The organism is Blastococcus atacamensis (genome assembly GCF_002938425.1).
GTDB classification, from domain to species: Bacteria; Actinomycetota; Actinomycetes; order Mycobacteriales; family Geodermatophilaceae; genus Blastococcus; species Blastococcus atacamensis.
Window position 1 is genome coordinate 30,619 of the sequence record NZ_POQU01000007.1, and the last position, 12,866, is coordinate 43,484.

Below are 12,866 nucleotides of genomic sequence, written 5' to 3' on the forward strand. Positions count from 1 at the left end.
GGCGCTCGACGTACCGGACTGTGCACGGCTCGCTTTGTGTGTCCTGCATCCTGAATGCAGGCCCACGGCTGTGTCAACCGTCACTCTCGGACGCCGAGCTGTGCGCGTCCGCCCGGTAGGTTCAGCTGAGGGTGTCGAGGTGGCTCTGGAGGCCGACGCGCCAGTCGCACGGGTGGAAGCCCGCGCGGTGGATCTTGACCAGGTCGAGCACGCTGTTCAACGGCCGGGGCGCGATCCCGGTCTTCCCCGCGAAGTACTCAGTGGTGGTCACGCGGGTCACGTCGTCGGCGGACCGGCCCCGGGCGCTGAACACGGCAGCGGCGACGTCGGCCCAGCTCGCCGGTTCGCCGTCACCGGTCAGGTTGTAGGTGCCGTACGGCGCCCGGTTCTCCACGAGGTGCCGGATGCCGGAGGCGAGGTCGCCTGCGAAGGTCAGCCGGCCGATCTGGTCGTCGACGACCGACGGGGAGATGCCTCGGTCGGCCAAATCGGCCATGGTGCGGACGAAGTTGCGGCCCTCCCCCACCACCCAGGTGGTGCGGATCAGCCAGTGCCGCTCGATCGCGGTGACGCGGGCGTCGCCGTCGGCCTTGCTGCGCCCGTAGACGCTCAGCGGCGAGGGCGGGAGGTCTTCCGGGATGGGCCCCTCGTGGCTGCCGTCGAAGACGTACTCGCTGGAGAGGTGCACGAGCGCGAAACCGTGCTCCTGCGCGGCATCGGCGAGGTGGCCGACCGCGTCCACGTTGGCGGCGCGCACGGCGCCGAGGTTGGCCGGGTGCTCGGCGGCGTCGACGGCGGTCCAGGCGGCGGCGTTGAGGACGACGTCGACGCCGGCCCAGTCGAACGCGCGCACCGCTCCGGGGTCGGTGACGTCGAGCCCGGCGCGGTCGAGAGCGACCGCCTCGGGGAATTCACGCCGCAGCGCGCGGCCGAGCTGGCCGCCCGCGCCGACGACGACCGCCTTCACTGCCCCTGAGCCGCGTACTGCGCCTCGACGCCGGCCTTGAGCGGACGCCACCAGTTCTCGTTCTCCCGGTACCAGTCGATGGTGGCGGCCAGGCCGTCCCGGAACTCGGTGTACCTCGGCGTCCAGCCCAGCTCGGCGCGCAGCTTGGTGGCGTCTATCGCGTAGCGCAGGTCGTGGCCGACGCGGTCGGTCACGGAGTCGAAGGCGTCCGCGGACTGGCCGGTGAGCTCGAGGATCAGGCCGAGCACCTCGCGGTTGTTCTTCTCGCCGTCGGCGCCGATCAGATAGGTCTCGCCCGAGCGGCCGCGGTCGAGGATCGCGTGCACGGCCGAGTTGTGGTCCTCGACGTGGATCCAGTCGCGCACGTTCTCGCCCGCGCCGTAGAGCTTGGGGCGCAGACCGGAGAGCACGTTGGTGATCTGGCGCGGGATGAACTTCTCGACGTGCTGGTAGGGCCCGTAGTTGTTGGAGCAGTTCGAGATGGTGGCGTGGATGCCGAAGGAACGCACCCACGCCCGGACCAGCAGGTCGGAGCCGGCCTTGGTCGAGGAGTACGGGCTGCTCGGGTTGTACGGCGTCTCCGGCGTGAACTTCGCCGGGTCGTCGAGCTCCAGGTCGCCGTAGACCTCGTCGGTGGAGATGTGGTGGTAGCGAACCCCGTGCTTGCGCACCGCCTCGAGCAGCGTGAAGGTGCCGACGATGTTGGTCTGCAGGAACGGCGACGGGTCGCGCAGCGAGTTGTCGTTGTGCGACTCGGCGGCGAAGTGGACGACGACGTCGGAACGGCCGACCAGCCGGTCGACGACGTCGGCGTCGGCCACGGAGCCGTGCACGAACTCGATGTCGTCGCGGACAGGCACGAGCGAGGCCTCGTTGCCGGCGTAGGTGAGCGCGTCGAGGACCGTCACCTCGAACTCAGGATGGTCGCGCAGTGTCTGGTGCACGAAGTTGGCGCCGATGAAACCGGCACCCCCGGTGACGAGCATGCGCATCGTCTGCGAACTCCTAAGCCGTCATCCCCGCCGGAGCGGAATCCCGCCCGGCTGCCGCCTGTGGCGGGTCATGTCCTGGGACGACGGTAGCCGCGAGCAACGGCGATTTCCCGGCAGCAACCCCTACGGAGTGAGGGCGCGGCGCCGCGACGAGGGGCGGCGGTCTCGGATGCGCGTGCATGACGAGGGCCGACCGGGCACACCGCCGCGGACGTCAGCCTGCCGCCGTGACCGCCGTCCGGACCTCGTCGGCCAGCTTCCCGGCAGAGGCCACTGTCGGATGCACTCCGTCCGTCGTTGCCTCCGGCGCGGCGAGGATCGCCGCAAAATCGGCCACTTGCGCACCGGCGTCCGCGGCCAGCGCCCGGACGCCTTCGTTCAGCTCATCGGCCTCCGTCCCGTGCCACGGCTGGACCGTCGTGACCACGACGACGTCGGCGCGCCTGGACGCGACCCGGACGGCCTCTCGCAGGTTGCGGAGGATCGTGGCCGTGTCGACCCCGAGGCGCAGGTCGTTCGTGCCCGCCCCGACCACGATGACGTCCGCTTCGACGTCGTCCGCGCGCAGCCTGTCGAGCACCTGCTGCGACGTCTGGCCCTGCACCGCCGCGTTGCGGCCGTCCGCGAACTCGTCCTCGCAGATCAGGTGCGAGTACCAGGACTCCTCGCCGTGCAGGCCGAGATGCGCCCGGCTGTCGGCCTCGGTGATGGAGTCGCCATAAGCGACCAGCACGGACCCCTCGTCGCGCCCGAACCACGACGCGCACTCCGCGTTCGCCACCCCACCGGCGAAGTCGCGGGTCAGGGTGCCAGGGATCAGCACGGAGCCTCCGACGAGAAGCGCGAGAGCGCCGATGATCGCTACCCAGCGGCGCCGCCGTGCCATGCCGGGCAACGTACGGGAGAACCGCCACCGCCCGGTACCACCCGCCGGCCGCGAGAGGCGCTCCTGCTGTGTACCGGGGCATCCGGTTCTGGGTCGACCGCGGCGCCCCGGCCCGCCAGCTCGTGTCTCGCGCGGGCTCTCGACCCGACTTGGCTGACCCACCCCGCCGTCCCTGCCCGACGGAAGCAGAACCGTCGGGATACGGTCGCCTCCGCCGTCCCCTCGGGAGCGGACAGGCTGGACGGGGGCGCATGAGCACGGACGAACCAGGTACGCCACGGGCCCACGGCACCCTGTCCGGTCAGCGGATCGTGGGCCCTGCGGGGAATGCGTCGGACGGGGGCGCGGCACCAACGCGCTCGCTCGTTCGTTCTCCGGTACGAGCTGGTCGGATCGACGAGACGGTCCACCTTCCCCCTCCCGAAGGTCAGGTCCCATGACCTGGTTGCTGGTCGTCGGAGCTGTGTGGACGACGCTCGCCGTCGTCGTGGGATGGGTGGTCGGCCGCTCCGTCCGGCTCGCCGACCGCCGACAGCCACCGCAGGACTCCCTCGACGTCCCGGACAACGTGCCGCCCGACTGGACAAACCCGCAGACGCAGTCACACTTGGCCGCAGTACGCGCCCCACGTCGTCCTCGGTTCAGAAGGGAGCGCCGGTGACCAGGCGGTTCCCGCTCGCTCCGGCACGACTCCTGTCCTCCCCGGCCGGCGCTCCGGCCAGGGCGCACGCACACTGGTTCCGCTGGGATGGCGAGAACCCGTTCGGCAACGGCTCGGTGTACCGCTGCCGCTGCGGCGCCGTGCGTCCCGGCCTCTGATCCCGCTCCGCCTCTCGCACCGGCGCTCCACGTCCCCTTGACCGTCGATGTGCGATTGCATCGATCGCGGTCACGGAGAGTCAACCCGGGCCGCGCGTCGCTCGTGTTCTCCGTTCGATCACGTTCCGGGGTTGTTCCGGATGGCACTCCCGCCGATCGTTGCGCAGGAGAACTCTTGGTTCGGAAGAGTCTGCAGGAGCGTCAGTTGTCCTTTCGCGGAAGCACGGCAGCGAAGGTGCGGCCCCATGGTCGCGCCTCCTCCGACGCTGACGCGAGGTCATCGGACTCCCCTTCTGCGCGGCAACGGCAGCACCTCCTCACCGGCCTGCTGCTGCTCGGCTTCTGCGCCGCACTCGTGACCCTGGCCGACGTCGCCCTGGCCGACCCCGGCGAGCGCGGCCGGCCCGCCACGCCGGCATCGCAGGAGCAGCCCGCCGGTGCACCAGAGCACGTCGCGCCTCGCACCGGGGTCGCACCCCCGCCGGCGAGCGCAGTCCCGGCCGTGACGCCGGCGGGAGGAGACGCGGCCACCGGCGCCGGCGCGGCCCCCTCCAACGAACTGCCGGCCGCTGCAACCGAGCCCGCGCGAGGGCCGAGCCCGGTGGTGCCCGCTCCGGCGACCGGTGTCACCGGCGCCGTGACCGAGGCCGACGTCGTCGAGACAGAGCCGGCCATCGTGCACGCGCCGGATCCATCCGCTGCGGCGCTGGCAGGCGGCGACGGCGCTCCAGAGGCCGTGCTCGACGGCGAAACGGCCGCCGACGCGGCGGTTCCCGTCACCGCGCCCGTCACGACCGCGCCCGCCACGACCGAGCCTGCGGCCGCCACAGCTCTCGTCCGTGAGCAGGATCCGGATGTCACCGGCACCGGGGCGCAGCCCTCGCCGGCTGCCACGGCTCAGCCCACCGGCACGGGGAGCGAGCCGATCGCCGCCACCGCGCACGCCCAGCCGCGCCTGCTGCCGATCGACGTGCCGGTGCGTCCTGCCGCGCCGCCCGGGCCCGCAGGATTGCCGTACGCGCCCCCCGCCCCGGCAGTTCCTGCGCCGGCGTCACCGCCGTCCGCGGCGTCGGCCTGCGGTAGCGTCCTCCTCGGGCACGGTCAGAGCGAGCCCCATCCGGATCCCTCGCTCGCCGGCCTGCACGCAGGCCTCCCGGCGTCCATCGTCGGCTCATCGGCCCGTGCCGGCCTCGGCTTCGTCCCTGCCGTCGTCGGCGGCGCCGCCGACTCGGGGGCCACACCCGACTGACGCCGGTCGTGCTGCGCCCAGTCATGGCACATGCACCACCCGCCGCTCCGGACCACCGGGGCCGCCTCGGGGATCTCGTCGATCCCTCTTCGCTCCCGGTCCGCTCCCGGGCCCCGTGCTTCACCGAGGACCTGCTCCATGACCAGTGACGCCATCCGCTCCCAGCACACCGTCCCCGGTGCGTATCCCGGATCCGACCGGCCGAATGCGGCCGACCGGCTGCGCGGTGCGGGCACCGTGGCCCGCCGTGCGTGGCGCGGCCCGTTCGTCAGACGCCTCGTCCTGTGGGACGCCCTCTGCGCGTCCGCGGCCGCGGGGGTGGGGCTGCTCGCCCGCTTCGGCCCGACCGAGGGCGGGATCTCCACCGCGTCGTTGGTCATCGCGGTGACGCTGCCGGCCGTCTGGGTCTTCTCGATGCTGGTTGCTGCCAGCTACGAGAGCCGGTTCCTGTGGGAGGGACCTGAGGAGTTCCGCCGGGTTTTCTTCGCCGCCGCGCTGCTGCTCGCCCTCGTGGGCACGGTGTCGTGGGGGCTCGAGCTCGAGGTGGCCCGCGGCTTCGTCGTCGTCGCCCTCCCACTGGCAACCCTCCTGACGCTCGCGAGCCGTCAGGCCCACCGGTGGTGGCTGCGCCGCCAGCGGGTGCACGGCAGGTTCCAGCAGACGACGTTGCTCGTCGGGCACCGGAACGGGGTCGTGGCGATGCGAGAGCAGCTGCACCGCGACGTGAGCCACGGGTACCGCGTGATCGGCTGCTGCCTGCCGTCCGCCTCGGGCGCGCGGGAGACGTTCGACGGGCTGCCGGTGCTGGGCGGACCCGAGGACGTGATCGAGGTGGTCCGCCGCTACGAGGTGGACACGGTGGCGGTACTGCCCTCACCCGAACTGGACGGCTCGGCGCTGCGCCGGCTGGGCTGGGAGCTGGAGAAGACCCGGGCCGACCTGCTCCTCGCCCCGTCGGTGTCCGAGGTCGCCGGTCCCCGCATCCGCGTGCGACCTGTGTGCGGGCTGTCGCTCCTGCACATGGAGCGCCCGGAACTACGAGGGATGCGGCGGCTGGTCAAGGAGTCGTTCGACCGCACCTCTGCCGCTCTGCTCCTCGTCGTGCTGGCGCCTCTCCTCGTGGCGGCGGCCCTCGCCGTCAAGCTCGACAGCTCCGGCCCGGTCTTCTTCCGCCAGGAACGGGTGGGCCGCGACGGACGCCGGTTCGCGATGCTCAAGTTCCGGAGCATGCGGCCCGACGCCGAGCGCCTCGTCGCCCGGCTGGCCCCGATGAGCGACGGCAACGGGGTGCTGTTCAAGATGCGGCACGATCCCCGGGTCACCCGGGTGGGCAGGATCCTGCGGCGCTACTCCGTGGACGAACTGCCGCAACTGCTCAACATCCTCAAGGGGGACATGTCCCTCGTCGGGCCCCGACCGCCGCTGCCGTCGGAGGTCGAGCGGTTCGGTGTGGAGATGAACCGCCGGCTGGTGGTCAAGCCGGGGCTGACGGGGCTGTGGCAGGTCAGCGGCCGGTCGAACCTGTCCTGGGACGACTCGGTGCGCCTGGACGTCCACTACGTGGACAACTGGTCGCTGCTGATGGACCTGACCATCCTGTGGCGGACAGTAGGCGCCGTCCTGAAGGGCGACGGCGCCTACTGAGCCGACCCGCTCAGCTCACCGGTAACCCGGCGAGGTGTAGCCCCGCCCGACGGAACCCGCCGGGACGAAATCCCCCGTCGCCGGCCGCCCTTCGCGGACGCCTCCGGCCACCTTCGGCGCTGACGGCCACGAGGCGACCCCGTCCTTGATGACCGCCGGGCAGCTTCGGTCGTCGCTCTGCGGCCACACGCTGGTGCCGAACGACCGGCCCGCACGGCCGGCGATGTAGACGTTGTCGAGCGCCAACGGATAGCTACCGACACCGCATTCGATCCTGATGAACTGTCCCCCGCGGTCGATCGGGGTGACCTCGGAACTGCCGACGTTCGCGTTCCTGATCGTGCCGCGTCCGATGGCTCCGAGGTCACGTCGCACCTGGATGCCCTGGTAGTTCGTCGAGCCGGTCAGGCGGTCGATGCGGAACTCCCGCACACCGCCCCAGGGCTGGAAGACATCGGCGTGGTTGACCGAGTAGGTGCCGCGCAGGGCCTCCATGCGCACGTTCTGGATCTGCACGACGGCGTCCGGCGCGTTCACCGCGATGCCGTCGGCCTGGGAGCCGTCGACCGCGCCGTTGATGAGGACGCCCTCGATGTGCACGGTCCCGGTGCACTTGTGGATGTAGATGGCGCGCTGGTCGTTCCCGTCGATCCGCGCGGTCGGGAGGACGTCGATCTGCCCGCCCATGATGACGGCGTTGCGACAGTTGGCGATGATGAACGGCGCGACCGGGCGGGACGGGTCCAGCTCGATGCGGACGTCCCCACCCCGGGCGCCCACCGTGGTGACGGAGGTCGTCGACGTGATGCGGGTGACCGGGTAGTTCTTCCAGCCGGCCGGCGGCGCCCAGCTGAGCGCTCCAGCGGCGGCAGCGGTCGCCGGCGTCGTGGCGGCGGTGGTGCCACTTCCGGGGGTGACGGGAGGGCTGCTGCTCTGCCGGGCAGCAGGGGCGGCCGGCTTGGTCGGGGCAGCCGGGGCGGCCTCGTCCTCCGCCTCGGCGGCCAGGCCCTGCGCCCGGGCGCCCGCCTGGGCACGGGCTCCGGCCGCGTTGGCCGCCTGCTCCTCCTCCGGCTCGATCGCGGAACCGGTCGCCGGGCCTGCGGCGCCGGGCGCCTCCTCGCCGGACGAACCGGCGACGCCGGTCTGGCTGCCCTTGCCGGCACCTGCGGCGGAGCTGTCGGCGACGCCGGCCTGCTGGCTCGCGACCACCCCGGCCTTCTCGCCAGGCACGACCTGGTGCATCGAGAACACGAGCACGAGGAACGCGATCAGCCGTTGCACCCACGAGCGGCCACGACGGCCACTACTCCACCACTGTCTGCTACCGGTTCGTGACACAAACCGACGGTAGCATCACGGTTACGTAACGCAAGGACCATTCGACTCAACGTTTCCCTGCGGCGGACGGGTGGGTGCGGCTCGCCCGGTCGGTTCCAGCAGCTCAGGGCGGGAATGGACAGTGAGCCGCCAGGACGCCACGCCCGGTGTCATTTCTCGGCGCCGGCCCCGCGCCGGCCGAGAAGGCCGAACGGTCGCATGCGACGGCGCGGCTCCGGCCGGCGATCACCGGCCGGGCCGTCATCGGGGAGCGGGTCGGTGCGGGCCTCGTGCAGGAAGGAGGCGGTGACCGAGGCGGCGGTCGAGGAGTCGAGCCCAGGGTGCTCCGCGATCAGCCCGCCCAGCACCCGGAGCAGCGCCTCGGCCACGACCTGCCCCACTTCCTGATGAGCTTCGATCGGTCGGCCCATCGGGTCGGCGATGTCGTCGTCGTCCCCGCCGCTGCGCCGGCCGCGTGCCGCCGCCAGGGCGGCGACCAGTGCGCGTGCCCGACTCCCGAAGTTCTCCCCCATCGGGCGCTCGCCGTCGACGACATCGAGCAGGGCCGCCGCCTCCCGCAGGGTGAACGTGCGTGACAGCGCACGCGGAACGAGTTCGAGCACCGTCCGACGGTGCTCGCGCGTGAGAGTGAGCACGAGGTCGGCCTCGGCGACCATGCCCGCCTCGAGCTGCCGGGCCGTGAATCCGGCGGGTTTCCCACCCAGGCCCTCCAGGACCAGCGCGGTGTCGGGATGCATCCCCGAGCCGCTGCGGGCTCGCGTGCCGGCGCTGGACAGGCGCATGTCGCCCGCCGCCGTCCCGAGGACCTCGTGCAGATAGGCACGCCCGAGCCGCTCCCCGAGGGCGGATCGGCAGATGTTGCCCGTGCACACCAGCAGAACGGTGAAGGGGGTTGTCGAGATCTCTCGTTCGGGCACGGCTCGAGTGTGGCGGGCCGTGGGGGTTCCTCGACACCTCCGTGGGGGTGGACTCCTCCCAATGGATGGCGCGGACTAGGCGCGAGGCAACATTCATGGAACATTGACGTTTCGAGTGTGCGCCCGGGGCCACCCATTTTCCGACACGCCCGCTACCGCGAGAAGGACCGACGATGCCCCGGAGCGGGATGAACACGACTCTCCGCGAGTCCCTCCGACCCGTGCACCGCACGATCGCCAGCCTGCTTCCCCTGCCCGCCAGACGGCGCTATCTCTATCTGGCCGGCCACGGCCGACTGCCTCGCCTCCGTGAGCCACGCCTGTTCACGGAGAAGATCAATTGGCGGATCGTCCACGACCGCCGACCGGAACTGGCGTGGACCTGCGACAAGCTCGCGATGAAGGACTACGCGATGGGTCTGCACCAGGAGACCGGCGTCGAGGTGCCCGAGACGCTGTGGTCGGGCGACGACCTGGGCGCCGTGCTCGGCCGGACCTTCCACCGCCCGTGGGTGCTCAAGCCGAACCACCGGAGCGGCCTCGTCCGGTTCGGGCGCGCCTCCGAGCCGGTCGACGCGCAGCTGGTGGAGTCGACCAGGACATGGCTGCGCGACGACCAGAGCGTCCTGCTCGGCGAGTGGGCCTACAGCCAGGCGCGGAAGTTGTACGTGATCGAGGAGGACATCTCCGCAGGGGAGCCGCTGGACGACTACAAGTTCCTCGTGTTCGGCGGCAAGGTCGTCGTGATCCAGGTGGATCGCGGCAGGTTCACGAGCGGCCACGCGCGCACCTTCTACACCCGCGACTGGCAGCCCGCTCCCGTCGCGGACATCGTGTCGATCGGCGAGCAGGTACCCGCGCCGGAAAACTTGGACGCCATGGTGCACGCGGCCGAAGCGCTCGGCGGCGCCTACGACTTCATGCGGATCGACCTCTACAGCACGCGGGGCAAGGTCTGGCTCGGTGAGCTCACGCCGTATCCCGCCGGCGGCACGATCCCGTTCGAACCGCGCCAGTTCGACCGCTACCTCGGTGAGCAGTGGACCCTGCCGAGTCTCAGCACCGTCTCGGGCCGGTGATTCCCACCCCCACCGCACACGACGGGCCTAGGTCCGTCAGCGGACCTCCAGCCGTTCCCGCAAGCGCTGGGCATGCCGCGGAACAGCCGCGTCGCACCGCAAGGTCGGCGTGATCCAGGTGGACTCGGAGGACTTCGAGGACAGGTGTGGGCGGCCGAGGTGCTCGGTCGCCCCTTCGGTGTCATGCGCGTCGATCTCTACGACGTGCACGGCTCGATCTGGTTCGGCGAGGTCCCCCCGTACCCGGCCGGCGGCGACCGCACCGTGATACGAGTACTCAACGTGGGACCGACGGTCGACCAGCCGGGCGGGATGGCGTCCGTCGTGGCCGAGCTCGTCACCCAGAACGAACAGAGTGCCTCGCCCGTGGACCTTCGCGTCGTCGACTCCGGCGGAATCGGCTCGCCGCCGCGGCGCGGCGCTCGGTTCGCCCGTGTCCTGCTCGGCGCGGCCACCGCCCGCGTGGATGTCGCCCATCTCCACGTCGCCTCCCGCGGCAGCACCTGGCGGAAGGCGGCCGTCGCCCGGGCGTGCTCGCTGCGCCGGCTGCCCTACGGGATCCACCTGCACGGCGCCGGGTACGCCGCCTTCCTCTCCTCATCCGCACCGGCCCGGAAGCGCCTGGTCGAGCGCTTCTTCCACGGCGCCGCCTACGTCGTGGTCCTGGGCGAACCGTGGGCACGTCTCGTCGCCGACGAGCTCTCCGTCCCCCGGTCGAAGATCCATGTGGTCCACAACGGCGTCGCGGGTGGGGCCGCACCCGTCGTGCCCTGGCCCGCGGACCGCCGGAAGCGGGTGGTCTTTCTCGGCCAGATCGGCGCACGGAAGGGCGTGCCGGAGCTGTTGCAGGCCTTCGAGCAGCTCGACGCCGTCCCGGACGCCGAACTGGTGCTCGCCGGCCCTCCGTCCCCGTCGGAGCCGGACGTCGTCCGCCAGGTGGAGGAGGCCGCCCGCGCCCGACCGGGCCGGATCAGCTACGTGGGCGCGCTGTCCCGGGCCAGGTCCCAGGAGTTGCTGGGCGAGGCCTACGTCCTGGCGCTGCCCAGCCATGCGGAGGGGCTCCCGATGGTGGTGATCGAGGCCATGTCACAGGGCGTTCCGTGTGTGACGACGCCCGTGGGCGCCATGGAGGAAGCGGTCACCGACGGCGTGAACGGTCTTCTCGTCGAGCCGGGGAACACCGACGCCCTGGCCGAGCAGCTACGCCGGCTGCTGGACGACGAGCCGCTGCACGACGCGATGGCCCGCTCGGCCTACGACACCTGGATGCGAGGCTTCGACGCACGCTCCATGTACGAGGACATCCGGGCGCTGTGGGTGCAGACGGCCGGTCGAGCGGTCGGCGGGAGCGGCAACCGCGCTCAGTAGGCACCGCGACCGCGGACGACGGCCCCGACGGTCTTCCAGAGAATCATGAGGTCGAAGCTGAGCGACCAGTTCTCCACGTAGCGGACGTCGATGCGCACCGAATCGTCCCAGGAGAGATCCGAGCGCCCGCTGATCTGCCACAGACCGGTGATGCCCGGCTTCACCAGGAAGCGCCGGCGCATGTCGGCGCCGTAGCGCTCGGTCTCGCTCGGCAGCGGCGGCCGCGGACCGACCAGGCTCATGTCGCCGCGCAGCACGTTGAGCAACTGGGGCAGCTCGTCGAGGGAGTACCGGCGCAGTGCCCGGCCCACCCGGGTCACCCGCGGGTCGGCCTTGCTCTTGTAGAGCACCCCGTTGCCGTCGTTGGCGGCCGTGAGCACATCGGTCATCTGGTCGGCACGATGCACCATGCTCCGGAACTTGAGCATCGAGAAGGTCTGCCCGTCGCGGCCGACGCGCGTCTGCCGGAAGAGCACCGGCCCGCGGCTGGTGGTCTTGACCGCCAGCGCGATGCCGAGGAACAACGGGAAGGTGAAGGCCAGCGCCAACGCTGCCAGACCGCCATCGACGGCGGCCTTGCCCAGCCGTCGCACGCCGCGCAGCTCGGGCCGCTCGACATGCAGCAGCGGCAGCCCGCACACCGGCCGGATGCCCACGCGCGGACCGACGAACTCGGTGACGGCGGGCGCGAGCAGCAGCTCGGCCTCGGTCGTCTCCAGTTCCCAGCCGAGCCGGCGCAGCGCCGCACCGTCCAGCTCGGGGCACGGCATGACCGCCACCGTGTCGACCTCGTACCGATGGACGACGTCGACCACCTCGTCGATCGCGCCGAGCACGGGGAGACCCTGGAAGTCGGCGGAGCCGTCGACGTCACGCCCGCCCGGGAGACAGCAGCCGATCACCCGGTAACCGTGGTAGGCCGCCCGCTCCAGCTGGGCGTGCAGCGAGGCCACGGCGCCCCGATGCCCTACCACGACCGTCGTCTGCTGGAACGCGCCGTCGGTGCGGGCCCGGTGCAGCCGCTGCCTGCGCCAGTAGCGCTGCAGCAGGGTCAGCAGCGTCGCCAGCGGAATCGTGACGACGACGAAGCCCCTCGAGATATCCAGGTCCAGGCCCCACGCCACCGCGGCCACGAGGGCGAACAGGAGCACGGCCGAGTCGAAGACGCGCCGGAACTCGTCGGGCCCCACCCAGAGGAAACGCTCCTCGTAGGTGCGCCCGACGTGCATGGCGGCCAGCCAGAGGACGGGCAGGAGCACCGCGGCCCAGAGGGAGTCCGCAGTCGCACCCTCCGCGTAGGTGCCGAACCGGACGAAGTAGCCGATGACCGACGCGAGGACGACGCAGACGGCATCGCCGAGGATGATGTCGCGGACGTAGGCCGACCGCCAGGCGCGACGGGCACTCGTCCCCTCACCGCGGAGGCGCCGGATGAGGGAGAGCCGGGAGCCGGTCCTGACGAGGCCGTCGGTGAAAACGCCCTCGCGCGAATGGATGGAGATCCTGCACCCCCGTGCATCAGGTCGTTGTTCCGGCGTCAGCAGCACTGGGCCCAGCGCGTCCAGAGCGCAGGGTGATGGGCGGCATTGCCCGAGCCACGTCAACCC

The 12,866-nt window shown here is 71.7% G+C and carries 10 protein-coding genes; 4 read left to right on the forward strand and 6 right to left on the reverse strand.

The window, feature by feature from the left end; all coding sequences use genetic code 11:
• Positions 1–121 precede the first annotated feature (121 nt).
• The 3 genes from C5508_RS03415 to C5508_RS19410 all read right to left on the reverse strand — a co-directional run bounded on the left by C5508_RS03415 (position 122) and on the right by C5508_RS19410 (position 2,845).
• Positions 122–967 carry an SDR family oxidoreductase gene (locus C5508_RS03415; RefSeq protein WP_198597833.1) on the reverse strand — a complete coding sequence of 282 codons (846 nt, stop codon included), beginning with the start codon at positions 965–967 and terminating at the stop codon, positions 122–124.
• Positions 964–1,959 carry a dTDP-glucose 4,6-dehydratase gene (gene rfbB / locus C5508_RS03420; RefSeq protein ID WP_104523551.1) on the reverse strand — a complete coding sequence of 332 codons (996 nt, stop codon included), beginning with the start codon at positions 1,957–1,959 and terminating at the stop codon, positions 964–966. Before rfbB ends, C5508_RS03415 begins: the two co-directional genes overlap by 4 nt.
• 214 nt (positions 1,960–2,173) lie before the next feature.
• Positions 2,174–2,845, reverse strand: a complete 672-nt coding sequence (locus C5508_RS19410) for an SGNH/GDSL hydrolase family protein (RefSeq protein ID WP_157943950.1) — start codon at positions 2,843–2,845, stop codon at positions 2,174–2,176.
• Positions 2,846–4,301: 1,456 nt separating this feature from the next.
• Here C5508_RS19410 and C5508_RS03430 point away from each other — a divergent pair.
• The gene (locus tag C5508_RS03430) at positions 4,302–4,913 is read left to right on the forward strand and encodes a hypothetical protein (protein WP_157943952.1); all 612 of its coding nucleotides are present in this window, start codon (positions 4,302–4,304) and stop codon (positions 4,911–4,913) included.
• Positions 4,914–5,051: 138 nt separating this feature from the next.
• Complete coding sequence (locus tag C5508_RS03435) at positions 5,052–6,557, forward strand: sugar transferase (RefSeq protein ID WP_104523554.1); 1,506 nt, start codon at positions 5,052–5,054, stop codon at positions 6,555–6,557.
• Positions 6,558–6,572: 15 nt separating this feature from the next.
• Here C5508_RS03435 and C5508_RS03440 read toward each other — a convergent pair whose 3' ends face one another.
• Together C5508_RS03440 and C5508_RS03445 are read right to left on the reverse strand one after the other, a co-directional pair.
• The gene (locus C5508_RS03440; RefSeq protein ID WP_104523555.1) at positions 6,573–7,838 is read right to left on the reverse strand and encodes a hypothetical protein; all 1,266 of its coding nucleotides are present in this window, start codon (positions 7,836–7,838) and stop codon (positions 6,573–6,575) included.
• Between the two features lie 206 nt (positions 7,839–8,044).
• Positions 8,045–8,812, reverse strand: a complete 768-nt coding sequence (locus C5508_RS03445; RefSeq protein WP_198597834.1) for an arsenate reductase/protein-tyrosine-phosphatase family protein — start codon at positions 8,810–8,812, stop codon at positions 8,045–8,047.
• A 188-nt stretch (positions 8,813–9,000) separates the two neighbouring features.
• On the opposite strand from C5508_RS03445, the gene C5508_RS03450 reads away from it, so the two are divergent.
• A complete protein-coding gene (locus C5508_RS03450) occupies positions 9,001–9,891 on the forward strand; it encodes an ATP-grasp fold amidoligase family protein (RefSeq protein WP_157943953.1) in 891 nt (296 codons plus the stop codon).
• 144 nt (positions 9,892–10,035) lie between these two features.
• Positions 10,036–11,259 carry a glycosyltransferase family 4 protein gene (locus C5508_RS03455; protein ID WP_198597835.1) on the forward strand — a complete coding sequence of 408 codons (1,224 nt, stop codon included), beginning with the start codon at positions 10,036–10,038 and terminating at the stop codon, positions 11,257–11,259.
• Here C5508_RS03455 and C5508_RS03460 read toward each other — a convergent pair.
• The gene (locus C5508_RS03460; protein ID WP_232796892.1) at positions 11,253–12,806 is read right to left on the reverse strand and encodes a sugar transferase; all 1,554 of its coding nucleotides are present in this window, start codon (positions 12,804–12,806) and stop codon (positions 11,253–11,255) included. The genes C5508_RS03455 and C5508_RS03460 overlap by 7 nt on opposite strands.
• Positions 12,807–12,866: the final 60 nt, after the last annotated feature.